The sequence below is a fragment of the Robertkochia marina genome, from assembly GCF_004799345.1.
In the GTDB taxonomy this organism is placed as follows: domain Bacteria; phylum Bacteroidota; class Bacteroidia; order Flavobacteriales; family Flavobacteriaceae; genus Robertkochia; species Robertkochia marina.
Genome location: NZ_SSMC01000001.1, coordinates 899,259 through 924,768 on the forward strand (window position 1 = coordinate 899,259; position 25,510 = coordinate 924,768).

20 protein-coding genes are annotated in these 25,510 nt (G+C 43.7%); 10 read left to right on the forward strand and 10 right to left on the reverse strand.

Going from position 1 to position 25,510, the window contains the following annotated elements; genetic code table 11:
- Nucleotides 1-65: 65 nt before the first annotated feature.
- Entirely contained in the window at nt 66-311 is a 246-nt protein-coding gene (locus E7Z59_RS03690) for a hypothetical protein (protein WP_136334931.1), read from the reverse strand.
- A 554-nt stretch (nt 312-865) separates the two neighbouring features.
- Between E7Z59_RS03690 and E7Z59_RS03695 the strand changes: the two genes are divergently transcribed.
- Nucleotides 866-1,846 (forward strand): ribonucleotide-diphosphate reductase subunit beta, encoded by a 981-nt coding sequence (locus E7Z59_RS03695; RefSeq protein WP_136334932.1) that lies wholly within the window; start codon nt 866-868, stop codon nt 1,844-1,846.
- 81 nt (nt 1,847-1,927) lie between these two features.
- Complete coding sequence (locus E7Z59_RS03700; protein WP_136334933.1) at nt 1,928-4,357, forward strand: ribonucleoside-diphosphate reductase subunit alpha; 2,430 nt, start codon at nt 1,928-1,930, stop codon at nt 4,355-4,357.
- A 57-nt stretch (nt 4,358-4,414) separates the two neighbouring features.
- Here E7Z59_RS03700 and E7Z59_RS03705 read toward each other — a convergent pair whose 3' ends face one another.
- The 3 genes from E7Z59_RS03705 to E7Z59_RS03715 form a co-directional block, all read right to left on the reverse strand.
- The gene (locus E7Z59_RS03705) at nt 4,415-5,125 is read right to left on the reverse strand and encodes a DUF6503 family protein (protein WP_136334934.1); all 711 of its coding nucleotides are present in this window, start codon (nt 5,123-5,125) and stop codon (nt 4,415-4,417) included.
- A 68-nt stretch (nt 5,126-5,193) separates the two neighbouring features.
- Complete coding sequence (locus E7Z59_RS03710) at nt 5,194-7,464, reverse strand: inorganic phosphate transporter (RefSeq protein WP_136334935.1); 2,271 nt, start codon at nt 7,462-7,464, stop codon at nt 5,194-5,196.
- 42 nt (nt 7,465-7,506) lie between these two features.
- The gene (locus tag E7Z59_RS03715) at nt 7,507-8,709 is read right to left on the reverse strand and encodes a porin (protein WP_168731234.1); all 1,203 of its coding nucleotides are present in this window, start codon (nt 8,707-8,709) and stop codon (nt 7,507-7,509) included.
- Between the two features lie 353 nt (nt 8,710-9,062).
- Here E7Z59_RS03715 and dgt point away from each other — a divergent pair, with 353 nt between their 5' ends.
- The gene (gene dgt / locus E7Z59_RS03720) at nt 9,063-10,406 is read left to right on the forward strand and encodes a dGTP triphosphohydrolase (protein WP_136334936.1); all 1,344 of its coding nucleotides are present in this window, start codon (nt 9,063-9,065) and stop codon (nt 10,404-10,406) included.
- Here dgt and E7Z59_RS03725 read toward each other — a convergent pair.
- Both E7Z59_RS03725 and E7Z59_RS03730 read right to left on the reverse strand, forming a co-directional pair.
- On the reverse strand, nt 10,403-11,326 hold the full coding sequence (locus E7Z59_RS03725) for a DUF3078 domain-containing protein (RefSeq protein WP_242015579.1): 924 nt from the start codon (nt 11,324-11,326) through the stop codon (nt 10,403-10,405). The genes dgt and E7Z59_RS03725 overlap by 4 nt on opposite strands.
- Before the next feature lie 130 nt (nt 11,327-11,456).
- Complete coding sequence (locus tag E7Z59_RS03730) at nt 11,457-13,244, reverse strand: 1-deoxy-D-xylulose-5-phosphate synthase (protein ID WP_136334938.1); 1,788 nt, start codon at nt 13,242-13,244, stop codon at nt 11,457-11,459.
- Between the two features lie 89 nt (nt 13,245-13,333).
- On the opposite strand from E7Z59_RS03730, the gene E7Z59_RS03735 reads away from it, so the two are divergent.
- Entirely contained in the window at nt 13,334-13,783 is a 450-nt protein-coding gene (locus E7Z59_RS03735; protein WP_136334939.1) for a nucleoside deaminase, read from the forward strand.
- A gap of 53 nt (nt 13,784-13,836) precedes the next feature.
- Here the strand turns inward: E7Z59_RS03735 and E7Z59_RS03740 are convergent, their stop codons facing one another.
- The 4 genes from E7Z59_RS03740 to aspS form a co-directional block, all read right to left on the reverse strand.
- Nucleotides 13,837-14,031 carry a cold-shock protein gene (locus E7Z59_RS03740; RefSeq protein ID WP_136334940.1) on the reverse strand — a complete coding sequence of 65 codons (195 nt, stop codon included), beginning with the start codon at nt 14,029-14,031 and terminating at the stop codon, nt 13,837-13,839.
- 85 nt (nt 14,032-14,116) lie between these two features.
- Nucleotides 14,117-14,371, reverse strand: coding sequence for a cation diffusion facilitator family transporter (locus tag E7Z59_RS03745; protein WP_136334941.1), 255 nt, complete (start codon nt 14,369-14,371; stop codon nt 14,117-14,119).
- Nucleotides 14,372-14,373: 2 nt separating this feature from the next.
- Nucleotides 14,374-16,173, reverse strand: a complete 1,800-nt coding sequence (locus tag E7Z59_RS03750; RefSeq protein WP_136335506.1) for a chloride channel protein — start codon at nt 16,171-16,173, stop codon at nt 14,374-14,376.
- Nucleotides 16,174-16,255: 82 nt separating this feature from the next.
- Nucleotides 16,256-18,001, reverse strand: a complete 1,746-nt coding sequence (gene aspS / locus E7Z59_RS03755; protein WP_136334942.1) for an aspartate--tRNA ligase — start codon at nt 17,999-18,001, stop codon at nt 16,256-16,258.
- Nucleotides 18,002-18,234: 233 nt separating this feature from the next.
- Between aspS and E7Z59_RS03760 the strand changes: the two genes are divergently transcribed.
- The 6 genes from E7Z59_RS03760 (at nt 18,235) to nadD (ending at nt 25,311) form a co-directional block, all read left to right on the forward strand.
- Nucleotides 18,235-21,162, forward strand: coding sequence for a SusC/RagA family TonB-linked outer membrane protein (locus E7Z59_RS03760; protein WP_136334943.1), 2,928 nt, complete (start codon nt 18,235-18,237; stop codon nt 21,160-21,162).
- Between the two features lie 12 nt (nt 21,163-21,174).
- A complete protein-coding gene (locus E7Z59_RS03765) occupies nt 21,175-22,491 on the forward strand; it encodes a RagB/SusD family nutrient uptake outer membrane protein (RefSeq protein WP_136334944.1) in 1,317 nt (438 codons plus the stop codon).
- Between the two features lie 258 nt (nt 22,492-22,749).
- On the forward strand, nt 22,750-23,103 hold the full coding sequence (locus E7Z59_RS03770) for a toxin-antitoxin system YwqK family antitoxin (RefSeq protein WP_136334945.1): 354 nt from the start codon (nt 22,750-22,752) through the stop codon (nt 23,101-23,103).
- 125 nt (nt 23,104-23,228) lie between these two features.
- Nucleotides 23,229-24,101: a YicC/YloC family endoribonuclease gene (locus E7Z59_RS03775; protein ID WP_136334946.1), complete on the forward strand. Its 873-nt coding sequence runs from the start codon at nt 23,229-23,231 to the stop codon at nt 24,099-24,101.
- Between the two features lie 8 nt (nt 24,102-24,109).
- Nucleotides 24,110-24,718 carry a guanylate kinase gene (gmk, locus tag E7Z59_RS03780; RefSeq protein WP_136334947.1) on the forward strand — a complete coding sequence of 203 codons (609 nt, stop codon included), beginning with the start codon at nt 24,110-24,112 and terminating at the stop codon, nt 24,716-24,718.
- 8 nt (nt 24,719-24,726) lie between these two features.
- Complete coding sequence (nadD, locus tag E7Z59_RS03785) at nt 24,727-25,311, forward strand: nicotinate (nicotinamide) nucleotide adenylyltransferase (protein WP_136334948.1); 585 nt, start codon at nt 24,727-24,729, stop codon at nt 25,309-25,311.
- Nucleotides 25,312-25,510 lie beyond the last annotated feature (199 nt).

Genomic DNA, 25,510 nt, shown 5'->3' on the forward strand with positions numbered 1-25,510 from the left:
ATTGAATTCTCCGGATGCTTTTTAAAACGATAAACATTCGCTGTAATCCCTCTTTATGGTTCCTCTTAAGGACAAGTTTCAAGACACTTTGCATTCAGGGCACGTAATTCTTTCCCGCTGTAATAAGTGTCTTCTCCTATAACATCATCTGCGGTTAGGTGCTTTGGTAAATATTGGTTGATCTCGGGATAAAAATTGCAATTACAACCATCGGGATCTATCTCCTCCCTCGTACAGGCATAAAAGGTAAGTCCACCTAACAGGATCACCGCAACAGATCTGCCGACTTTAGAAACCATCTTCTTCTTCATATTACTTCGTGTTTTTGGTATTAGTTATTACAATAATACTGTTGCATTTTAGTTGGGGTGTTAAGTGGAAGTTAGGGGATTGTTAGATTTTCTTTCTTTATGAAGAAAAATAATCAATAACTTGACAATCAGGCTATTATAAATTTAATAAAAATTTCGGGAGGTTGTCAGTATAATTGAAAATACACCCTCCTTTAGGTTTTTATCCCGTCTTAAGGATCTTAAGAATACTACCTTTTTTTCGGGTAGCTTATACGTTCGCGTTCACCCGTCTGTATTCACTTTGAAGCATAATTGAAGTGAGGTATTATGAACTGCCTGACAAAGTCGATTTTGTTGCACACTTCCTTTTTAAGAATTCAGTATTAGTGTTCAGGGTTTACGAATTTATTCCTTATAGCCATTGACCTGGTGACACATTTCAACAATTTGTGTTAAAAACTTTTAAATCTTATAGGTTCAACAACCTTTCAAAATCACCCTTCTTTTTAAATCTTTGTTAGTCCCCCGAGTCTTCAAAATTTATCGTAATCCCTTTAAAACGAGCATAGAATATGTCTGAGGTAAAAGAACCCATCTTACAGGAGAACAAAGATCGCTTTGTTATTTTTCCAATTCAACACCACGACATCTGGGAGTGGTATAAAAAGCAGGAAGCTTGCTTCTGGACGGCAGAAGAGATAGATCTTCACCAGGATCTGAATGACTGGAACAACAAGCTCACAGCCGATGAGCAGTATTTTATTAAGCACATCCTCGCATTTTTTGCTGCTTCAGATGGGATCGTGAACGAGAATCTGGCTGAGAATTTCGTTAATGAGGTGCAATATTCGGAAGCCAAATTTTTCTACGGTTTTCAGATCATGATGGAAAACATTCATTCGGAGACTTATTCTCTTCTGATCGATACCTATGTAAAAGATGAGAAGGAAAAGAACGTACTTTTTAAGGCTATTGAAAATTTTCCTGCCATCAAGAAGAAGGCCGAATGGGCATTGCGGTGGATAGAATCGCCGAGTTTTGCTGAGCGACTCATAGCCTTTGCTGCGGTAGAAGGAATATTTTTTTCGGGTGCATTTTGTTCTATTTTTTGGTTGAAGAAGCGTGGTTTGATGCCCGGTCTGACTTTTTCTAATGAATTGATCTCGCGAGACGAAGGGATGCACTGTGATTTTGCCGTTCACCTGCACAATAAGCACCTGGTGAATAAGGTGCCAAAGGAAAGGATCAGGGAGATCATCACCAATGCTCTTGATATAGAACGTGAATTCATTACAGAATCACTTCCTGTAAGCCTTATCGGGATGAATGCGACCCTGATGACTCAATACCTTGAATTTGTGACCGACAGGCTTTTGGTGGAGCTGGAGTGTGAAAAAATATATAACTCATCCAATCCATTTGACTTTATGGATATGATCTCTCTGCAGGGTAAGACTAACTTTTTTGAGAAAAGGGTTTCTGAATATCAAAAGGCAGGAGTATTGAATAAAGACGAGTCTGACCAAAAGATCAGCTTTGACGCTGACTTTTAATACCTGCTCCGGAATTTCCCGGGGGTAGTGGTGTAAAGTACATTTTAAACTAACCAACCTAAACTTTTTTAATTGTAGCCTATGTATGTTTTAAAAAGAGATGGCAGGAGAGAGCCTGTCATGTTCGACAAGATCACTGCCCGAGTACGGAAATTATGCTACGGACTCAATGACCTGGTAGACCCGGTAAAGGTTGCCATGCGTGTTATTGAAGGTCTTTATGATGGGGTAACCACCTCAGAACTGGATAACCTTGCGGCTGAGATCGCAGCTACCATGACCACCACCCATCCTGATTATGCCCGCCTGGCAGCCAGGATATCGGTCTCTAATCTTCATAAGAACACCAAAAAGTTGTTCTCTGAAACCATGACCGATCTGTATGAGTATGTAAATCCCCGTACCGGTAAAAAGGCGCCGATGATATCTGATGAGGTGTACCGGGTCATTATGGAGCATGCAGAAAAATTGGACTCCACCATCATTTACAACAGAGATTTTGGCTATGATTATTTTGGTTTTAAGACCCTGGAGCGTTCTTACCTGCTGAAGATCAATGGAAAAATTGCCGAACGCCCCCAGCATATGTTGATGCGGGTGGCCGTAGGTATTCATTTGAACGATCTGGATAGCGTGGTGGAGACCTATGAGCTGATGTCTAAAAAGTATTTCACTCATGCCACCCCAACCCTCTTCAATTCAGGAACACCCAAGCCTCAGATGTCTTCCTGCTTTTTACTTACCATGAAGGAGGATAGTATTGAAGGCATCTACGACACCTTGAAGCAAACAGCGAAGATCTCCCAATCTGCCGGGGGCATTGGCTTATCTATTCACGACATCAGGGCAACGGGAAGTTATATCGGAGGCACTAACGGTACCTCTAATGGTATCGTACCCATGCTGAAGGTTTTTAACGATACAGCGCGATATGTGGATCAGGGAGGCGGAAAGCGCAAAGGTTCTTTTGCCATATATATTGAGCCCTGGCATGCAGATATTATCGATTTTCTTGACCTTAAAAAGAATCATGGTAAGGAAGAAATGCGAGCCAGAGATCTGTTCTATGCCATGTGGATCCCCGATCTGTTCATGAAAAGAGTAGAAGAGGATGGCAGCTGGACCCTGATGTGTCCCAATGAATGTCCCGGACTTTCCGAAGCCTACGGAGAAGCCTTCGACACCCTATATAAAACTTATGAAGCAGAAGGTAAGGGACGTAAAACCATGAGGGCCCGAGATATCTGGGAGAAGATCCTGGAGTCTCAGATCGAAACCGGCACCCCTTATATGCTTTATAAGGATGCGGCGAACAGAAAATCCAATCAGAAGAATCTGGGTACTATCAAGTCATCAAACCTGTGTACAGAGATACTGGAATACACAGCTCCTGATGAGGTTGCGGTCTGCAATTTGGCTTCCATAGCCCTGCCTATGTTCGTGAAAGACGGTAAATTTGATCATAAGGAGCTGTTTAAGGTTACCAAACGCGTTACCCGAAACCTTAATAAGGTGATTGATCGCAATTATTATCCGGTAGAAGAGGCCAAAAACTCCAATATGCGTCATCGTCCTGTAGGTCTGGGGGTTCAGGGGTTGGCAGATACTTTTATTCAGCTTCGACTGCCCTTTACCTCTGATGAAGCCAAGAAATTGAATCAGGATATCTTTGAAACCCTTTATTATGCTGCCGTGACCGCCTCTATGGAAATGGCTAAAGAAGAAGGACCTTATTCTTCTTACGAAGGTTCCCCGATGTCAAAGGGAGAGTTTCAGCATAATATGTGGGGCATTAAGGACGAGGAGCTTTCAGGAAATTGGGATTGGGCTAAACTTCGAAAGAATGTCAAAAAGCACGGGGTTCGCAATTCCCTTCTGGTAGCGCCCATGCCAACAGCCTCTACCTCTCAGATCCTGGGTAATAATGAATGTTTTGAGCCTTATACTTCTAATATTTACACCAGAAGGGTATTGTCGGGTGAATTTATCGTGGTGAACAAACATTTGCTGGAAGATCTTGTTGAGCTGGGCTTATGGACCGAAGAATTAAAACAGGAACTTATGCGAGCCAATGGCTCGATACAGCATATAGAAGGAATTCCTGAAAACATTAAGGAGTTGTATAAAACCGTGTGGGAGCTCAGTATGAAGGATATTATTGATATGGCCCGCCACAGAGGTTATTTTATTGATCAGTCACAGTCTCTTAACCTGTTCATGGAAGGGGCTAATTTTGCCAAATTAACTTCGATGCATTTTTATGCCTGGAAAAGCGGCCTGAAAACCGGAATGTATTACCTGCGAACCAAATCGGCGGTAGATGCTATTAAATTTACCCTGGATAACAGTAAGGCGGCAAAGCCTGCAGCCGCAGTACAAGCTGTGGCAAAACCAGCTGAGGTCAAAGAAACACCGGTGGCTGTGGAGCCCCTGACTCCTCAGGAACTTAAAGAAATGATCGCAAGATCAAAAGACAGTCAGGATGATGATTGTTTGATGTGCGGATCCTAGCCGATCTGAATCGTTTTTAAGTAAAGCTAAAAAAGGGAGTTCAAAGCCTCCCTTTTTTTATTTTGCATTGACTAATAGGTCAGTCCCCAGGAATTTATCTTCCTTGTTAGTGTACCAGCTTCTTGATTTCGGAATACGCATGCCCTGAACCTCCATCAGGTCTTTGAGAATGATGTATTCGCCATCGACTTCGTTTTCATCATGAAAGAACTGATAGACCTCCATGGCATAGGTTTCCGGGTTCATGTAGAAGTACCAGGTGTCTTTACCCACTTCAGGGTCGTATGTAGCCTTTAAAACGAGATATTCTTGACCCTGAAATGTTTTACGGGTAACCTGAGGGTCAATATGGGTACCCGGGTCTCTTAATTTCATGGGCAACCCATAAAGATAGGTGTAATAGTTTTTCATCATTTCAGTGCGTTCACAGGTGCCCCGGTGAGCCTCTATCTCCTCAGCGCTGAGGTCGGTTCTGCCATTCAGCTCAAAGGTGCAGGAGTCATGAGAGAACTCCCTGTAGGTAACAATCGTATCTCGGGTAGTTTTGGCGGTAAACCGGTTTTCCGGAAGGTTAAGGGTAAGTTCACTGTTTCTGACCGGTTGGTCGGGCGTGGTTAACTCTATGGTCAATGCGCCTTTAAATTGCGGCCAGTTTCCTTCGGGATCGTGATAAGCTATAGACTTATTAAGCAGGGCCTCACCGTCCGGGATTGGGTTGCAGGAGGTGAATGTAATTACAAAGAGCAATATGGGAAGTAAATGTTTCATGGTTGGTGATATGAAATTTATTGGTGCTGGATAAAAATAAAAAATGCGCCGTAAAAGGCGCATTTTTTTTAGTTTGATGTTCCGGCGGGTTCTGCCACCGGTATCTTGCTGTCGTATTCGTTGGCGTAAAGTTCCATGAGGTTCATTACCGCTACGGTAAGGTCTCTGGTCTCCATGAGAATACTGAAATAAAGAGAGGTATTCTTCGGGCTCGATTCTTCAGTGCGCGTTCTTGCGATCTGCTTTTGAACTTTATCCGAAACCTTGTTCATCAGTTGCTCTTTATTCTTAAGGAAAGATTCGATAGCTCCGAAGTCTTTGTTTAAAAAGGCAACATTGATCTGGTTGAATAAGGTACCCATCTCAGACTGTAGATCAAGTAACTCACGGGTTTGGTTGAACTTCAGCTTTCGGTGATTATTATTCACGTGTTTGTAACTTGCTTTGCTGATAAATTCAAGCGACTGGCTCATATCCTGCAAGTATCCCAGGGCAGTAATGTAGAAGTTAGAGGCTCCCACACTGGCTTCATCAAGGTTCTTAATGAAATAGAAGATGTTATCTCTCATTTCTTCCACCTCAGTTGTAAGCTTGGTAGTACCCTTTTTACTCTTCTTCAGAAGTTTCAGATCTTCCAGGGCAAGTCCGTTGATCGAATCAGAAAGTATCTTGTTACTTCTGCTGGCAACGGCTGCGATATTATCAGCACTTTCCTGGATAACCCCCTGAATAGAGCTGCTTTCGGCACGCTTCAGGCTGTCTTCTTCTTTGGTAAGGGAGTTGCTCTTTTTGTAGCTGATGTAGTTACGTACCAATAGAACTACGGCAAAGAACAACAGTATTGCAATGGCTGCAGGTCCACCCAGGTAGATGATCGATGCCATAATAGCGGCTGCGATAAAGGCAGAGAAAGCAGTAAAGAACCATCCTCCGATCACGTTAAATACTCCGGCTACACGGTAAACAGCACTTTCTCTACCCCAGGCACGGTCGGCCAGAGAGGTACCCATGGCCACCATAAAGGTCACATAGGTGGTAGATAATGGCAGCTTCATAGAAGTAGCAATGGAAATAAGAACTCCCGCGATCATAAGGTTTACAGAGGCTCTGATCATATCGAATACAGGAGCATCTTCTTTGCTGATGGCTTTGGTTTCTACTTTGGTAAACTGCTTTGCGATATGACTTTTTGCTGAAGCAGGTAGTACAGCTGTCAATCCATCATTAACACGAGTGGTAAGGCGTACAATAGAACGTGATAAAAGGTTTGGCTGAAACTTTTCTCTACCTTCATCCTGGCGGGCAAGTCCCAGCTCAGTTTCAGTAACAGAACGCGCTTTCTTAGAGAACCAAAGGGTAAGTACCATCACACCTCCGGCGATGAATAATAACAGGGGTTCAGTGGGTACTTTGTTAGCTAAAACACCCATTGAGAATTCTCCCGGAGCCACACCGCTGGCTACCCATGCTTCGTAAGAGTGGTAGGCTGCCATAGGTACTCCGATAAAGTTTACCAGGTCATTTCCTGCAAAGGCCAGGGCCAGACCGAATGTTCCCATGATGATCACAAATACCAGTATATTCTTCTTAAAGATGCTGGTGTAAAGTTGTGAGAAAAGGGTCCAGATTACAAAGCTTCCTGCAAGGATGTAAAGCTCGTTTCCGGTCAGATAGGTCTTGATATCATCGTAGTAAGGCGTACCTTTTAGTCCCTTCATAATGATGAAGTACGTAATGGCGGTTAAGGCCAGCCCTCCGAATACAGCTCCGAAGTGCTTGATCTTTTTCTCGTATTGGAAAGAGAAAACCAATCGTGAAATGAACTGCACCAGGGCACCTATGGTAAAGGCAATGACTACCGAGAGTAAGATTCCGGATATGATTACCAGCGCTTTATCAGAATTAATGTAATTCCCCAGATCGGCCAGGGTCTCTGTCTGGGAGGCTCCGATCTTAATAAGGGCCATGGCTACAGCAGCTCCGAGTAACTCAAATACAATGGAAACGGTTGTAGATGTAGGCATTCCCAGGGTGTTAAAGAAATCCAGTAACAGGATGTCTGTGATCATCACGGCCATAAAAATGATCATGATCTCACTAAAGGCAAACTGATCGGGTACAAAGATCCCCTTTCGGGCTACCTCCATCATTCCGCTGGAGAACACAGCTCCGAAAAATATTCCCAAACTTGCAATGATCATGATGGTTCTGAAGGATATAGCCTTCGATCCGATCGCCGAGTTCAGGAAGTTAACTGCATCGTTACTTACCCCGACTACCAGGTCGGCGATAGCCAGAACGGCCAGTGCAACGATCATTAATAAATAGATATTTTCCATGGTAATTAATTTAAAAGTGCTTTACAGCAAAGATTTAATTTTTTAAAAGTGGAAATCTAACTGCAGTCTCCATTGTAAACGGTCAGGACTTGCGTCGAAATCCAGTAAAGTTACGTCTGTTTGCAGTTTTAGTTTATGTCCTACAAAATATTTTGACAAACCTAAGGTATATTGATTCTCTTCACCAATTCCGGTTATTGATTCGTCAAGAGTAACATTAGAGTATCTTCCTGTTACCTCGTAGTTATTCTTGAATAAATAACCAGACATCAGGTTGAGGCCGTCACCCACCCAAACTACATCACCGGTAGCGGTGCCGTCAAGATTCGTGGCAACAGGATCGTCAGCAGTTCTCTTTGCGTATTCTCCCATAAAGGAAAATCCTTTGTATTTGAACATCATATCTGCAAAGAAGGTGTTGATGTCTGTCTGGTGAAATCCGTAATCTGTTTCCATATAACTACCCATATTACTACGAGTACGAACAGCGTCTTTGTTCATGTCGTAGGTAGCGGCAACCATTAATTTAGGGGTTTCCTGTCTGTCTAAAGCCGCTCCTCGGTAATCACCCTTGTTGGCGAATTTACCGAAAGGCAACACCTCAAGTCGTCCGGTGTACTGGTGACCTCCTAGGTTACCGGTGGTTACGTTTCTTCCTTCTCCCTGAGAAAGAGCAATCTTTTCTCTGATCAGGAAAGAATTTCCAAGAGTTATATGGTGCCTTAACTGCACGCCCATGTCACGGTCAATATTAAAACGTGAATTTACCACAGAACGATCTACTAATTGCAGGTCTCCTGAAGAAATTACACGCTCAATGTTACCGGGTAGTTTGGTTTGTCCTGCCCATAACTCAAAATTCTCGTAAAAATTCCATTTTAACACAGCGTCCATGATAAAACGCGGGGCGTTATTGGTAAAAGCTGAAGCACCACCCATATCTCTGTTAGATAGGCCGAACTCCATCTTATAGGTTACTTTAGGGTTAAAAAGATGACCTTTAAATTTTAGTCTTGATCGTCTGATCAGGGTGTTGGTACGGTCGTATTCAAAATTATCGTCTTCTATAAACCAGGTAGATCCTGAAAGAAGCTGAACACGAGCAGAGAAATTCATGCTCCAGGTGCTGTCCTGTCCAACAATGTTTAAAAGTCCTTTTCCGAATTTTGGGGCTGTTACTTCCTGCGCTTTTACAGCGGCAGTACTCATTAGTAACAGCATAATTGCCGTTGCTAAATACTTCATTATAGTTTACTAGTATTAGTTTTTGTCGGGTGCAAAGAACATGCTCTTATGTTAACTGAATGTAAACTGACTGTTATTAAAGGATGTTTTTTATCGGTGAACTACCTGAAAAAGAAAAGGGTTACCGGTTGGTGGTAACCCTTAATACTTCATTAAAGTTGACAAAAACTATATTAGAATAATGAAATATGGTTTTGTCTTAAGACAGGACAAAAATGAAGTATGTTGCTGAAATAAAAGTTTCGGAAATGTTATCTTAATATTAATTCAATTTTTTCAGGAAAAAATTCAAAGACACTAAAGCGTCATTTTTAAAACATACCATAGTATATTGCGATTGACAAAATCAGCTTATGAACTGGGAAGACCTATTATCGCTAAAACGCTCCGGAGATACCTTTAAAAGATTACGAAAGGAACAGGATGAGACCCGCCTTGGATTTGAAGTAGATTATGATCGCATCATATTCTCTTCGGCTTTTAGGAGTCTGCAGGACAAGACACAGGTGATACCACTGTCGAAAACCGATTTTGTGCACACCCGGCTCACCCACAGTCTTGAAGTTTCTGTAGTGGGAAGAAGTTTGGGAAGGGCCGTAGGAAAAGCAGTTCTGGAAAAACACCCCTACCTGGCTGAAATTCACGGGTACCGGTTTAATGACTTTGGTGCCATTGTAGCGGCAGCTGCACTTGCCCACGATATTGGGAACCCTCCTTTTGGTCATAGCGGAGAAAAAGCCATAGGTGAATTTTTCTCGATAGGCAATGGACTTCAATTTAAAGAATTGCTTACCGAAAAGGAGTACCAGGATCTGGTGGATTTTGAAGGTAATGCCAACGGTTTTAGCATTCTGACCGAAAATCGGAAAGGTATCGAGGGCGGTTTGCGTCTCAGCTATGCAACCTTGGGGGCCTTTATGAAATATCCTAAGGAATCTTTGCCTAAACGGCCCAGTAATAAAATAGCCGATAAGAAATACGGGTTTTTCCAACATGAGAAAATAATCTTTCAGAATGTTGCTGCTGAACTGGGGCTTATTGCTACAGGGAAGGGTGGTGACATTTCTTATTGCAGGCACCCCCTGACGTTTCTGGTGGAAGCCGCTGATGATATTTGTTATACAATTATAGACTTTGAAGATGGGATCAACTTAGGACTTATTGCCGAAGAATATGCCCTGGAGTACCTTATCAATCTGGTGAGAGATTCTATTAATACGGGTAAATACAATGCTCTTACCAGTAAGGAAGATCGGCTGGCCTATCTGCGTGCCCTTTCTATCAGTACCCTGATCAACGATGCAGTACGTGTGTTTTTAGAGAATGAAGAAAAGATCCTGAATGGAGAATTTCATGTTTCCCTGCTGGAACGGTCCAGGTTTAAAGCGCAAATAGATGATATTATAAAGATCAGTGTATCTCATATTTACCAAAGCCAGGAAGTGGTACAGAAAGAAATTGCCGGGTACCGCATTCTAAACACCCTTCTCGACATTTTTTGCGGAGCGGTCATGAGAGATTTTAACGGCAGGTCTACCAATTATGACAAACTTATTTTAGGGATGCTTCCCGGTAAATTCCAGGAGTCAGAGAGTGCCTATGGCAAGCTGCTCGCAGTCTCTCAATTTGTAGCCGGACTCACAGACGGTAACGCCTTATTGATCTTTAATAAGATCAACGGCCAGTCACTCACTTAAAAGTTGTAGATCAGTCCTATCCCCAGCAATTGTTTGAGCTGTAATCGCGGCCCGACGGGAACGTTTTCTCCGGTTACAGCATCGGTCTCACTAAACTTAACGTCGTTATCGTAGATGATGTGTGTTCCAAGGGTGGCTTTTACGTATTCATTCACCCGAAGTTCCAGGTCAAGGATCCAGTTAATATCAATGTTTCCGAAGCTGTTCAGGTAATCGGTATACAGTGCTATTCGGCTGGCGAGGAACATGTTTTCGTAAATTTTTCTCTGAATCTGGTGAGTGATGAGAATACCGATCTCTGTCAATACTTTTTGTCCGTCCCGGATCTTTACCCCCAGGGTGTCAAATGCTGCCGGACGCACCCCGAAGGCACCTGAATCGGCCAGACTTTGGTCAAGAACAAAGGTGGTTTTTTGCGTCAGAGGTGAGATATAAAGCGACATGTCTTTATTGTCGGGGGAGTATTCTGCTCCGACCCCCAATAGTAAATAACCCGGCGCCATAAATTTAGAAATGGGTTGTTCGCGGTCAGGGTATTTATATCCGCTGGCAAATTGGGTCTGAAAGTTAAATTTAGCCGACATATACCAATCAGACAAAGCATCGTGACGAGCACCGAAGGTCGAGTTCATTTGAATGACATCATCTGATTTGCGGAGTTTCTGTCCTTCCTGGAGGTTTAAACCGAAACGAAACAACATCTCATTGGTCCATTGTATGTTCCTATCCTTATATTTTCGGTTAAACTCAGCTCTTAAAAGGGTGGTGATGGCATTGTTACCCCCGGCATTCCAGTTCAGGAATGCGATCTCGCTTAGATCAAACCCCAGTCTGTTTACTTTCGACCATTTTGGAGGCGTGGGCTGGTAACTCGACAGGAGTTGTTCAATTTGAAGAGTATCATTTTTTATGATCAACAAAGTGTCTTGAAAAGGTTTTCCTTCAAGGACATAGGAGTCATTTTGTGCGGAAATTTGATAATAATTGCATAATATGACGAACAGGAGTAAGATCCGGTAGCGCATGGGTCAGTTTAGGTTAGTTCGGGTTCTACATCTTGGCCAAAAGCTGCTTCAACTCTTGTGCCAAACTCATTTCATCGATCTCAGCGATCCTAAATAATTCTTTTACATTGCCGTGTTCAATAAAAGTGTCAGGAATTCCCTTAAGAAAAACCGGGGTTTTATACCCGTGTTCTGCCGCGAATTCCAGTAAGGCACTTCCCATTCCGCCATGCACTACGCCGTCTTCCACGGTAATGACGGCCCGGTGTTCCAAAAATACTTCATGAAGCATCTTGGTATCTAATGGTTTCAGAAAGCGCAGATCATAATGAGAAACAGCCTGCAGCTCTTCCTTGGTTAATTGGCTTAGAGCGTCCTGTACATTATAGGCCATATTACCTATGGTAACCAGTGCGATCTTATTGCCTTTTCTTAAGATATCACCCTTGCCGATAGCAATGGTGTTAAAGGGTTTCTCCCACTCAGTGATCCGTCCTCGTCCCCGGGGGTAGCGAATCGCGATCGGGTGGGCCAATCCTTTGGAAGCTGTGTAGAGTATGTTTCTCAGTTCCACAACGTTCCTTGGTGCAAAAATAATGAGATTTGGGATACATCTCAGAAATGCAAGATCAAAAATTCCATGATGGGTAGCCCCATCATGTCCAACCAGGCCTGCCCGGTCTAAACAAAAGATCACCGGCAGATCCTGAAGGGCCACATCATGAATGACCTGGTCATAAGCCCTTTGTAAAAAAGTGGAATAAATATTACAAAACGGGATCATGCCGCTTTCGGCCATACCCGCGGCAAGGGTTACCGCATGCTGCTCGGCAATACCCACGTCGAAAGCGCGGTCCGGATAGGTTTTCATCATGATATTCAAAGAACTGCCCGTTGGCATGGCAGGGGTAATGGCAGTGATCTTATCATTATAACCGGCCAGTTCGGTAACCGTTTTTCCGAAAACATCCTGGAATCGTGGCGGAAGCCCTTCTGTGTTTTCCGGGATCAATTTTCCTGTTCTGGCATCAAACCTGCCCGGAGCGTGATAGCGCACCTGGTCTTCTTCAGCTTTTTTTAGCCCTTTGCCTTTAGTGGTGATCAGATGAAGAAAATGAGGCCCTTCTAATTTTTTTATACGCTCTAATTCCTTGAGCAAGAGCGGCAGATCATGACCGTCAATAGGGCCTGTGTAATCTATATTGAGAGCCTTGATGATATTCGGGGCTCTGTGGTTGGGGTATTCCTTGATTCTGGTGAGGTAATTTTTTAATGCCCCAACACTGGGGTCAATGCCAATAGCGTTGTCATTTAAGATGATCAGGAGGTTGGCATCACTGACTCCTGTATGATTCAAAGCTTCAAAAGCCATTCCGGCAGCAATCGAAGCATCTCCTATCACTGCAATATGCCTGCGATCACTTATTCCCTGCATTTTAGATGCCATGGCCATACCAAGGGCTGCCGAAATAGAGGTGGAACTATGCCCGGTGCCAAAGGTATCGTAAATACTTTCTGACCGTTTGGGAAATCCGCTAATGCCATCAAGCTGTCTGTTGGTGTCAAAAATATCTCTTCTTCCGGTAAGGATCTTATGTCCGTAGGCCTGGTGACCTACATCCCACACCAGTTTGTCATCGGGGGTGTTAAAAATGTAATGCAGGGCTATGGTGAGCTCAACAACGCCCAGGCTTGCTCCGAGGTGCCCCTCTTTGGTGGCAACGATGTCAATGATAAACCGGCGTAATTCTGCGGCCAGATCTTCAAGTTGATCAGGTGGTAAGCTGCGAAGGTCAGAAGGATCATTGATCGTGTTCAACAGGGAGTTGCTCATAACAGCAAATTTACGGGGAGATTGGGTTTTTACCTACCTAATTATTCAATTTGCTTCAAGAAAAACGGTGAAATTGTATTTTTGCTGTTATGATAGACGTATTTGACGACACCTATTTTATGCGTAAGGCCCTGCAGGAAGCAGAAGAGGCCTTTGAACGAAACGAGATCCCTGTCGGAGCCGTTGTCGTGATAGATAATCGTATTATAGCACGGGCCCATAATCTCACCGAAACGCTGAACGATGTTACAGCCCACGCGGAGATGCAGGCCATTACTGCGGCGGCCAATTTTTTAGGAGGTAAATACCTAAAAGGGTGTACGCTCTATGTTACCCTGGAGCCATGCCAGATGTGTGCCGGAGCACTTTACTGGAGTCAGATAGACAGAATTGTTTATGGGGCTAAAGATGAACACAGGGGCTGTGGGGTGATGGGAACTAAACTGCACCCAAAAACAAAAATGCAAGGTGGGGTACTTCAGGAAGAAGCTGCAGATCTTATGAAACGTTTCTTCATTCAAAAACGCAATCTCAATTAATGAAAAAATGCACCCTTTTGGGTGCATTTTCAAACAAAATAAAATAAATATCCTTAGCCAATAACCTCTACATCTGTAGCGGTCATTCCCTTTCTGCCTTCTGTTTCTGAATATTCTACTTTGTCACCATCACGAAGTTCAACTCCGTTCAGATTTGAAACGTGAACAAAGATGTCTTTACCTGATTGATCATTGGTGATGAATCCGTATCCTTTAGATTCATTGAAAAATTTAACTGTACCAGTCATTGTAATAAAAAATAAAAAATTAATGCCGTAAAGGTAGGTTTATATTTGTTGGAAACTGTTAATAAATAGCTATTTATATGAAAAATTATTGATTGTTGGTTTTTTTGTGCTTTTCATCCTTCATCTTCTCAAGGTTTTCCGGGGTTAACGTATAATCTTTCAGCTTTTTACCTTTAGAGCGATGGAAGATGAATAAAGGCATTAATACAAAGGCTGCCGTTAGCACGGCAATGCCCACAATACGGTCGCCGGTAAGATGATCGTTCTGCCATTTAAAATAATACCCCACCCCAATAGCTGCGAGTATTAAAAAGAAAAGAGCCTGAAGCAAACGTTTCATGATTATCTGGTTAAATGAATTAATTTTCTTCGGTAAGCGGTCAATAGTTTCGACTTGGAGACAAAGCCGTAGTACTTACCGTCTTTGATCACAGGAAGGTTCCAGGCTCCACTGTCCTGGAATTTTTTCATCACCTTGGTCATTTTATCCTGTTTGATCTTGATCACGGTAGGAGGGTTGTTCATCAGGTCCTGTGCAAAGATCTCATCATACATCTTGTGTTCGAACATGATGGGGCGCAGGTCATCCATTAATATAATTCCTTCCAGGTAATTCGTCTCACGGTTCAATACAGGGAAAATATTTCTTTTTGATTTCACGATGGCCTCCCTGACGATCTCACCCAGGCTCATGTCTGGGTATACAGGAATGAAATTGGTTTCTACCACAGATTCAATATCCATTAAGGTAAGTACAGCATGATCCTTATTGTGTGTTATGAGTTCTCCTTTACGACCCAGCTCCATGGCGTACACCGAATGCGGTACGAAATAGCGGGTAATACTGTAGGAGATGGCGGCAGTGATCATTAAGGGTACGAAAAGACCGTACCCTCCGGTTAATTCTGCAATAAGGAATATCGCCGTGAGGGGGGCGTGAAGTACGCCGGCAAGTAAGCCTGCCATACCTACCAGAGTAAAATTACTGGTGGAGATCATTCTTGGTAAGATATTGAGCGTATTGATAAATAATGCCAGGCAATATCCCATGATGCTCCCCATGAAAAGTGTAGGCGCAAAAATACCTCCAACACCTCCTGCCCCAAAAGTGAAGGTCACTGCAAAGATCTTGAAGATCACCAGTCCGGCAAGCAGGGCAATAACGATCCATGCATTGCTGAGGTCGAGGGTGAGAATGCTGTTGCTTAAGGTTTTTTCAGGTTGGCCCTGGATGAGGTTATTGATCACCTCGAAACCTTCCCCGTATAAGGGCGGAATAAGAAATAATAGTAATCCGAGAGCCAGTCCTCCCAGCAGTAAACGGCGCAACGGATGTTCGATCTTCTCAAAATAATTAGCCGATCGCTCGTAAATATTTGAAAAATATACAGATACCATGGCTGCTACTACCCCCAGTATAATATAGTAAGGGAGGTCGTAAATGTCATAAGTGTCAGTAACCTTGAAGGGCAATATAATATCGTTTCCAAAGAAAAAATAAGAAGTGATCACTCCCGAGAGAGAAGCCAGCAACAATGGCAAAAGAGATGCCAGGGTAAGATCGAGACTAAAAACCTCCACCGCAAAAATAATAGCAGCGATCGGAGCTTTAAAGATCGATGACATGGCCCCTGCAGCGGCACATCCGATAAGAAGCATGCGCGATGCCTGGTTGGTGTGCAAAAGTCTGGAAATATTGGAACTGATAGCCGCACCGGTGGCAACTGTTGGACCCTCTAATCCGACCGATCCACCAAATCCCACTGTGATAGGAGCAGTGAGTAAGCTTCCGAACATCTGGTACCTTCTCATAAGACCTTTACGTTTGGAAATAGCAAAAAGGGTAGAGGGAATACCGTGACTCACCTTATTGCGAATCCCGTACTTTATGATCAGCAGGGTGATGGAGAAGCCGATGATGGGAAAGATGAAATAAAACTCCAGGTTCAGATCCCGCACCAACACCCTTTGCAGCATCAGGTCAATGAAATGGGTGAGATTTTTTAAGGCAACAGCCACCAGACCGGATAAGAGCCCTGCTATTACACTGAGAATGTAGATGAAGTTTTTATCGGATATATGCTTGTACTTCCAGATGAGGAAGCGGGTGATCAGATTCTTTTTTGACTTGGTACGCGCCATTTCTGATTTTCTATATCCAAATCTAAGCAAAATAAAAAGGCTGCCGGCCAAATATTCCGGCAGCCTTTTGATTTTCATTGGATTATCGTAAAGAAATATGTAGTTCTTCCAGCTGCTGATCGTCTAATGATGCCGGAGCATCGATCATTACATCTCTTCCTGCATTGTTCTTGGGAAAAGCAATGTAATCTCTGATGGATTCCTGTCCGCCTAAAATGGCGGTCAGTCGGTCAAACCCGAAGGCAATTCCTCCGTGAGGAGGGGCACCGTACTGAAAGGCGTCCATGAGGAATCCGAACTGCTCCCGGGCTTCTTCTTCAGAAAATCCGAGGTGTTTAAACATCAGGCTTTGCAGGGCCTTATCGAATATACGTATCGAACCACCACCGATCTCGTTACCGTTCAATACCAGGTCATAGGCATTGGCGCGAACCGCTCCCGGATCTGTTTCCAGTTTTGCGATGTCTTCAGTTTTCGGAGAGGTAAAAGGGTGGTGCATAGCATGATATCGCTCTGTTTCCTCATCCCACTCCAGAAGTGGAAAATCAACCACCCATAAAGGAGCGAATACCTTTGGATCTCTTAATCCTAAACGCTCTGCCATCTCCATACGTAATGCACTGAGTTGAGGGCGTACCTTGCCGGCGTCTCCTGATAGTATACAGATCAGGTCACCGGGCTTGGCACCGGTAGCTTCTGCCCATTTAGCCAGATCTTCCTCATCGTAGAATTTATCAACCGAAGATTTAAAGGTACCGTCTTCGTTACATTTTACGTATACCATTCCCAAGGCTCCTACCTGAGGACGTTTTACCCAGTCAATGAGCTTATCGATTTCTTTTCTGGTATAGGAGGCAGCACCGGGAACAGCGATACCGATAACCAATTCGGCTTCGTTGAACACTTTAAATTCTTTGTGCTGGGCAACTGCATTTAACTCTCCGAACTCCATGCCGAACCTGATGTCTGGTTTATCATTACCATAACGTCTCATGGCCTCGTCATAGGTCATTCGTGGAAACTCGCCGGTGTCGATTCCTTTTAGGGTCTTGATCAGATGTCGGGTCAGGCCTTCAAAGGTGTTTAAAATGTCTTCCTGATCAACAAAGGCCATTTCGCAGTCTATTTGTGTAAACTCCGGCTGACGGTCGGCTCGCAGGTCTTCATCGCGGAAACATTTCACGATCTGGAAATACTTATCCATCCCGCCAACCATAAGCAGCTGCTTAAAGGTTTGAGGTGATTGGGGGAGGGCGTAGAACTGCCCTTCATTCATTCTTGATGGCACCACGAAATCTCTGGCGCCCTCAGGAGTAGACTTGATAAGGTAAGGAGTTTCCACCTCGATAAACCCTTCGTTTGCAAGGTAATTTCGAACCTGCATGGCTACCTGGCTTCTGAAGATCAGTTTGTTCTTCACCGGGTTTCGGCGAATATCCAGATAGCGGTATTTCATTCTCAGGTCTTCACCCCCATCGGTGTCGTCTTCTATGGTAAAAGGCGGTGTGGCAGCTTCATTTAATATCGTCAATTCCTTTACAAGGATCTCGATCTCCCCGGTTGGGATGTTCTTGTTCTTAGATTCTCTTTCTATGACCTCTCCTGTAACCCGGATCACATATTCCCGGCCCAGACTTCCCGCTTTTTCAAAAACCTCTTTTGGAGTGCGTTCTTCATCAAAGATCAATTGGGTGATCCCATAGCGATCTCTGAGGTCGACCCATACCATAAAGCCTTTATCTCTTACTTTCTGTACCCATCCGGCCAGGGTAACCTCTTTGTTGATGTCTGCAGCTCTCAATTCACCGCAGGTATGATTTCTGTACATAGATGTTAATGCATTTAGGCTGCAAAGGTAAGAAGTTACAGAAATAAAACGCACCCCGGAGGCGAATAGCTGCTGAAGGTACTTTCGTTAAAGTACAAGGATAATTTCTGTAAGAAAAGACATCTTTTAGTAAGAATTAACACTATTAAACACGGCAAATCAACAGATTTTATCGATATATGAATTAAAATATGTTATTTTACGCACAAATAGTCTAATCAAACAAACGAATTATGAAACAAAAAACATTGAAGAGTATCATTTTCATGGGTCTCTTAATGCTTCCATTATTCGGGTTTTCTCAGGGGCAAGTGACCGGAACGGTTACCGATGCTGAAAACGGAACCCCGTTGCCGGGAGTAAGTGTAATTATTAAGGGGACTACCCAGGGAGTTTCTTCCGATTTTGACGGAAATTATTCGATTACCGTCAGCGAATTTCCCGCCACCCTGATCTTTTCTTATATTGGTTTTGAGACCATAGAGAGAAGAGTAGCAGGGCCCATTTCTATGGACGTTGCCTTGAACATTGAGGCTACCGGACTTGAAGAGGTGGTAGTAACCGGTTTAGGATCGTCTGTAAAGCGGGCCAACCTGGCCAACGCAGTTTCGACGGTATCTTCTGAAGAACTGGTAGGAACCACTGCACAGCCAACCCTTGACGGAGCCCTTTACGGGAAGTTAACAGGGGTTAACATTGTATCGGCTTCCGGTGCTCCCGGTGGGGGTATCGCCATGCGTTTGAGGGGTATTTCTTCGATCAATGGTAATAACCAGCCACTTTATATTATAGATGGGGTTTATGTAAACAACGCAGAGATTCCTTCAGGACTCCGTTTTGCCTCGGGTGCAAACCAGGGTAACGAGGAGAACTCTTCTAACCGTATTGCCGACCTTGACCCGAACGATATCGAAAATATCGAGGTGTTAAAAGGAGCTTCTGCGGCAGCTATTTATGGTACCCGTGCAAATGCGGGGGTTGTGATCATAACCACCAAGCGTGGTCGCGAAGGGAAAACTGATATTCGCTACAGCCAGGATGTTGGATTTAACACCATCATTAAAAAGCTGGGAATGCGCGACTGGACCAGAGAGCGGGTAGTAGATGTTTTTGGAGAAGATGAGGCTTTGATCTATGACCAGGCGATCGCTGAAAACGGTGGTCTTTACGATTATGAAGACGAAATATATGGAGAGCAGGGTTTAATTACCGATACCCGTATCAGTGCTAGTGGAGGAAGTGAGAAAACAAGATTCTTCCTTTCTGCAGGCCTTAGAGATGAGGAAGGTATTATTAAGAATACCGGTTTCGAGCGTTTCTCTCTAAGAGCTAACCTCGATCATAAGATTTCTAAAACCTTTAGTATTTCGGCCTCAACCAACTTCGTAAAAAGTAGTTCCAGCAGGAGTTTTACCGGTAATGAGAACGAAGGAGGTTTAAGTTATGGGTACAACCTGGCTTTTACAAGGCCTTGGGTTAATCTGTACCCCAATGAACTGGGGGTGTATCCTAATAACCCTAACTTTGCGGGGAACCCATTGTTTGTAAGAGACCGCGCCAAGAACGAAGAAACGAACAATCGTTTTATCCAGGGACTTAAATTCACTACCAATATCCTCAACGGAGATACCAATAAGGTGCGATTGATCCTGAACGGAGGTGCTGACTTCCTTGCTAATGAAACCTTTGTGTATGTACCCGAAGATCACCAGGCACAAGCAGGAGCCCAGAACGGATTTATCGGGGCGGGTAGAAATAACTTTGACTTCTATAACTTCCAGGGTATTGCTGTTTGGGATACCTTTTTAATGGATGGTAATTTAAGTTTAACCACCCAGGGAGGTGTTGCTTATCTCGAGCAGCAATCAGACCTGATCTTTAATCAAACCACCCAGCTAAACTCTGCTCAGACTAACCTGTCTCAGGGTAGTGCCTTTGATATTGATCAAAAAATTCAGAACGTAAAGGAATTTGGTTATTTCTGGCAAACAGAAGCTAATTACCGCGATATATTTATCGGTACGATAGGATATCGTTTAGATAAGTCGACCCTTAACGGAGATCCTAATAAATTTTACGGATTCCCAAAGGCCTCTGCAGCAGTAAACCTTCATAATTTTGGTTTCTGGGATGTTGATGCCGTAAACCAATTGAAATTCAGAGCTGCCTACGGGGAAACCGGTTCTTCAGCAACTTTCGGAAATGTATTTACCAGTTTAAATCCTGTTATTATAGGTGGAAATGGTGGTACTACTATCGATCCTGCTAAGGGAGACAGTGCGATCGATCCGGAAACCTCTGCAGAGTTCGAGGTTGGGCTGGATGCCACCTTCGGCAATGCTGTAACCATGGAGTTTACCTATTATAACCGTACGGTTCGAGACCTGTTACTTCAGCGAGTACTGGAAACTTCCAGTGGATTTGGTTCAGAAACCACCAACCTGGCTGACCTTAGAAATACCGGGGTTGAACTTGCATTAAAAGCAACAGTATTGAACAGTGACAACCTGTTTTGGAATACAGGGGTGCAATTCTGGAAGAATGTTTCTGAGGTAACCCGACTTGATGTGCCGCCATTCCCACAGCCGGGAGCCGGATTTGGATTAGGACTTGGTACTTTTTATATTCAGGAAGGACAGCCGGTTACACAATTGGTAGGAAACATTGACGGAACACCCACCCAGGTGGGGAATACGGAGCCAGATTTCCAGATGACCTTTAATAACCAGTTTAACTTTTTCAACCACTGGGATCTTTCTTTCCTGCTGCATTGGAAAGCCGGGGGAGATAACCTGAACCTGTCGAAGTTCCTTACTGACCTTGGGCAGCTCACACCCGACCTTGATGATCAGTCCGGGCAGGATCGTGTTGCCTTAGGTACAACAGCAGTGAGATTTGTGGAGCCTGCTGATTATTTAAGAATGCGGGAATTAGCACTTTACTATACTTTTAATTCTGAGCAGTTGGGAGGTATGTTAGGAGAAACCATTTCAGGTATCCGAATTGGTGCCAGTGCCCGTAACCTGTTTACCATAACAGACTACAGTAGTTATGATCCGGAAACCTCAGTTAACGGTAGTGCCGGATTGTCAACAGGAATCGAGGTAACTCCATTCCCGAGCTCTAAGCAATATTATTTCCATCTAAGAGTTAATTTCTAAACCGAACAAGGAATGAAAATCACAAAACATATTAGAATAAAACTTCAAAGGATCGTATTGGCAGGTGCAGCTCTTGTTGCTACCTCCTGTACCTTCGATGAACAAATTGATCCCAATGGACCCAGTTTGCAGGGTGTATTGACCAACGCAACATCACGACAGTTAAACGAAATGGTGGTGGGCGTAGAGGCACGAATGAGAAACAGCATGGGTATACAGACAACTGGATCCGGTACCATGGCCAGAGAGTTATATCTTTTTGATGCTGACCCTCGTAATACGGAAGACCTTTTAGGAAAGAACGGGACGAGTCTCGATAATAACTCTTTCTACTCTACCGCCCCATGGGCAGCGAGGTATCGCTCTATAAAGAATGCTAACATTCTTATTGAAGCGGCTTTAAATACGGAGTCAATTAGTGCCGAAGAGGCTTCAGGTTATATCGGTTTTGCAAAGACCATTAAGGCGTATGAACTGATACAGATCCTGAAATCCTATAACCGTGCAAGAATTGATGTGGCAGATCCGGAAAACCTGGGGCCTATCCTGGAATTCGGGGAAGCTATGGATAACGTTCGGTTAATGCTGGATGAGGCTTTAAGCGATATTAACGCTGCAGGCGATGCTTTTACCTTCGAGCTTGCAGGTTTTGATGGCTACGATACACCGGCCGGATTTGCAGAATTTAACAGAGCAGTAGCCGCTCTTGCCGCTGTCTATGACGGTGACGGACAAGCAGCCCTGACCGCATTATCTAATTCGTATTTTGATCTTAACGGAGATTTTAACATGGGTCCAAAACATGTCTTTTCTCAGGCTGGGGGTGACCTCACCAACCCTCTGTTCAAGATCGTGAATAACAATGGAGACCAGATCATTGTGCACGATAGCTGGATCAACGAGGCAGAAGCCGGTGATGAGCGGGTAGACCTGAAAACGGTTATTCGTGCCAACCCTACCTCTCAGGATGGGTTGAACGGAGCGTATCAGACTGCACTTTATGAGACCAACGAATCTCCAGTTGACATTTTGCGAAATGAAGAGTTGATCCTTTTATACGCAGAGGCTAATATTCTTACCGGAAATACCGGGGAAGCCGCAACTGCCTTAAATGTGATAAGAAATGAGTGGGGATTACCTAATACTTCGGCATCAGCGGAGCCCGGACTGATTGACGAGCTTCTGAATCAAAGAAGGTATTCCTTATGGTGTGAAAACCACAGGATGTTTGATCTTCGCAGGTATGGCAGAGGAGATGATCTGCCTATAGACAGAGCAGGAGATCAGATCTTTAATGTACTTCCTGTACCGCTTACTGAGAACGAATAGTTCCTTTAAATAGTATTGTATTAAAAGCCCCTCGATCGAGGGGCTTTTCTTTTTATAGCGGCCTGACCTATTGGGCATATTATCAGGTATTTACCATGAGTGATGAGCTTTACGTTAACAGGGGTATTTTCACGTATTGAGTTGTAAATCAATGCAAAAGCACTCTAATGTTAATTTAATGTTACGTAAACGTTTCATTAGTATGAAATATTTAATACATTTGTAATCATAGTGTTAATGAAACTAAAGCCGAATACCATGAGAAATATAATGTTAACGTTTGCGATGCTTTTCTCAATGACTCTGTTAGCTCAGGAGGAGATCAAGCCAAAATATGAGATAGAAGGAAACATGGTAAAGGCTACCTACTACCACGATAATGGTAAGGTTGCCCAGACAGGGTATTATCTTGATGGTAAATTACACGGCGAATGGAAGGCTTATAACCAGGAGGGTAAAAAAATAGCTATGGGTACCTATAACCAGGGAGAGAAAACCGGTAAATGGTTCTTCTGGAGTGAGAATACACTGCACGAGGCTAATTACGAGGATAGTCGTTTGGCCAGTGTTACCAAATGGAACAATTCCAATTCTATCGTGATAAGTAATTAACAAACCAAAAATGCTAATTGTATAAAAGGCCCGGAGTTTTCCGGGCCTTTTGTTTTTTGGCTCTTTCCAATTATCATTAAAGGTAGTCGACAATTTCGTACTTTTGCCCTAATTAAAACATCAGCATGATCCATTCTATGACCGGTTTCGGGAAGAGCGTTCGTCAGCTTCCCGCCAAAAAGATCACCATTGAAATCAAGTCGTTAAACAGTAAATCATTAGACCTGAATGCCAGGATACCTTCCAATTACAGGGAAAAGGAGCTGTCTATGAGAAAACTCATAGCCGATCGCATGATGCGGGGAAAGGTTGATTTTAACCTGTATATCGAGATTACCGGAGAAACTACATCTACGGCGGTCAATAAAGGCGTTGTTAAAGAATATGTGCATCAGTTGATGGAGGTATTTCCGGAGATAGTCGATGATAGCATGAAGGTAGAGATGATGAAAATGGCTGTGCGAATGCCCGATGCCCTTAAAACTGAAAAAGATGAGATCGATGAGTCAGAATTTGCAGTGATCCTGGAAGCCCTCGAGGAGGCCCTGGATCAAATATCTGAGTTTCGTGCTCAGGAAGGGGTGGCTCTGGAAAATGATTTTAAGGCCCGTGTGACGGCTATCGCCGACCTGCTGGAGCAGGTAAAAGCCATTGACCCGGAACGTACTGAGGCCATTCGTATTCGTTTGCAAAATGCGGTATCAGACCTGAAGGAGAATGTAGACGAGAACAGGTTTGAACAGGAGCTTATCTACTATTTGGAAAAATTCGATATTACAGAAGAGAAGGTTCGCCTGGAGAATCACCTTAAGTATTTTGATGAGAGTCTGAATTCGGAAGATTCCAACGGAAAAAAGCTGGGCTTTATCTGCCAGGAGATCGGCAGGGAGATCAATACCATCGGGTCAAAAGCCAATTATGCTCCCATGCAACAGCTGGTGGTACAGATGAAAGATGAATTGGAAAAAATAAAAGAACAAGTACTCAACGTATTATAAGGAGATTTATGGAGGAGCATCGATCAGGAGGCAAATTAATTATTTTTTCTGCCCCTTCAGGCAGTGGAAAAACGACCATAGTAAAACACTTACTGAAGCACCCGGAATTAAATCTGGCATTCTCTATCTCGGCCACTTCCAGGGAGCCGAGGGGCGATGAAAAGCACGGCCAACACTATTACTTTCTATCTGCACGTGAGTTTAAAGATCATATCAAAGCCGGTGATTTTCTCGAATGGGAAGAGGTGTACCGCGATAACTTCTACGGAACCCTGAAATCGGAGGTGGAGCGACTTTGGGCTGAAGGCAAGAATGTGATCTTTGATATTGATGTTGCGGGCGGACTGCGTATAAAAAAGAAGTTTCCGGAAGAAACCCTTGCAGTTTTTGTAAAGCCACCCAGCGTTGATGAATTGAAAAGACGTTTGAAGAAACGTAAAACAGAGAGCGAAGACCGTATAAACATGCGCATTGCTAAAGCCTCTGTTGAATTGGCTACAGCACCGCAGTTCGATACCATTATTAAAAATTACGACCTCGACACGGCTAAACAGGAAGCCTATAACCTGGTAGCTGACTTTATCGGAATAAGTACCTCGGAGACAAAAAACTCTTAGCGATCGCCATGAAGAAAAAGGTAGGATTGTATTTCGGTACCTTTAACCCCATTCATATTGGGCATCTTGTTATTGCCAATTATATGGCAGAGTTTAGTGATCTCGATGAGGTTTGGATGGTGGTAACCCCCCATAACCCATTTAAGAACAAACGAACATTGCTCGAAGACCACCATCGGTTCGAGCTGGTTTACAGAGCTACCGAACACTACCCTCATCTAAAACCTTCTGATGTGGAGTTTGGACTGCCTCAGCCTAACTATACAGTGAATACCCTGGCGGTACTTGAAGAAAAATACCCGGACCTGAACTTCGCCCTGATCATGGGAGAAGATAACCTGGATCATTTTCACAAATGGAAGAATCACGAGCTGATTCTGCAAAGACACGATATTTATGTGTATCCAAGGATAAGCGGAGATCGGCAAAAGACTCCGGCAATGACCCATGAGCGAATTCATAAGGTTGATGCCCCCGTTATGGAGCTATCGTCAACTTTTATTAGAAAGGCTATTGCCCAGGGTAAGGATGTGCGCCCCATGCTTCCTGAACCGGTGTGGGCCTATATCGATGAAATGAACTTTTACCGTTAATGGTTGAATCTCCAAACTCGTCCCTGAAACTCATCCCTTTTACCGACCGTAGCTTGAGCAAGGGTTGGCAAACTCAAAAAAAGAACCGCCCTTCCAAAACAGGAAGAACGGTTCTCCAACTAAATAACCAACCAAAAAATCAACTAACTAAATTATTCCAAAACTTCGGAGCAGTTTTTCCGTCTTTACCTTCAAGTTC

Coding starts and splice junctions, on each gene's coding strand:
- E7Z59_RS03690 (WP_136334931.1), bottom strand. CDS start 311: ATGAAGAAGAAGATGGTTTCTAAAGTCGGCAGATCTGTTGCGGTGATC.
- E7Z59_RS03695 (WP_136334932.1), top strand. CDS start 866: ATGTCTGAGGTAAAAGAACCCATCTTACAGGAGAACAAAGATCGCTTT.
- E7Z59_RS03700 (WP_136334933.1), top strand. CDS start 1,928: ATGTATGTTTTAAAAAGAGATGGCAGGAGAGAGCCTGTCATGTTCGAC.
- E7Z59_RS03705 (WP_136334934.1), bottom strand. CDS start 5,125: ATGAAACATTTACTTCCCATATTGCTCTTTGTAATTACATTCACCTCC.
- E7Z59_RS03710 (WP_136334935.1), bottom strand. CDS start 7,464: ATGGAAAATATCTATTTATTAATGATCGTTGCACTGGCCGTTCTGGCT.
- E7Z59_RS03715 (WP_168731234.1), bottom strand. CDS start 8,709: ATGAAGTATTTAGCAACGGCAATTATGCTGTTACTAATGAGTACTGCC.
- dgt (WP_136334936.1), top strand. CDS start 9,063: ATGAACTGGGAAGACCTATTATCGCTAAAACGCTCCGGAGATACCTTT.
- E7Z59_RS03730 (WP_136334938.1), bottom strand. CDS start 13,244: ATGAGCAACTCCCTGTTGAACACGATCAATGATCCTTCTGACCTTCGC.
- E7Z59_RS03735 (WP_136334939.1), top strand. CDS start 13,334: ATGATAGACGTATTTGACGACACCTATTTTATGCGTAAGGCCCTGCAG.
- E7Z59_RS03740 (WP_136334940.1), bottom strand. CDS start 14,031: ATGACTGGTACAGTTAAATTTTTCAATGAATCTAAAGGATACGGATTC.
- E7Z59_RS03745 (WP_136334941.1), bottom strand. CDS start 14,371: ATGAAACGTTTGCTTCAGGCTCTTTTCTTTTTAATACTCGCAGCTATT.
- E7Z59_RS03750 (WP_136335506.1), bottom strand. CDS start 16,173: ATGGCGCGTACCAAGTCAAAAAAGAATCTGATCACCCGCTTCCTCATC.
- aspS (WP_136334942.1), bottom strand. CDS start 18,001: ATGTACAGAAATCATACCTGCGGTGAATTGAGAGCTGCAGACATCAAC.
- E7Z59_RS03760 (WP_136334943.1), top strand. CDS start 18,235: ATGAAACAAAAAACATTGAAGAGTATCATTTTCATGGGTCTCTTAATG.
- E7Z59_RS03765 (WP_136334944.1), top strand. CDS start 21,175: ATGAAAATCACAAAACATATTAGAATAAAACTTCAAAGGATCGTATTG.
- E7Z59_RS03770 (WP_136334945.1), top strand. CDS start 22,750: ATGAGAAATATAATGTTAACGTTTGCGATGCTTTTCTCAATGACTCTG.
- E7Z59_RS03775 (WP_136334946.1), top strand. CDS start 23,229: ATGATCCATTCTATGACCGGTTTCGGGAAGAGCGTTCGTCAGCTTCCC.
- gmk (WP_136334947.1), top strand. CDS start 24,110: ATGGAGGAGCATCGATCAGGAGGCAAATTAATTATTTTTTCTGCCCCT.
- nadD (WP_136334948.1), top strand. CDS start 24,727: ATGAAGAAAAAGGTAGGATTGTATTTCGGTACCTTTAACCCCATTCAT.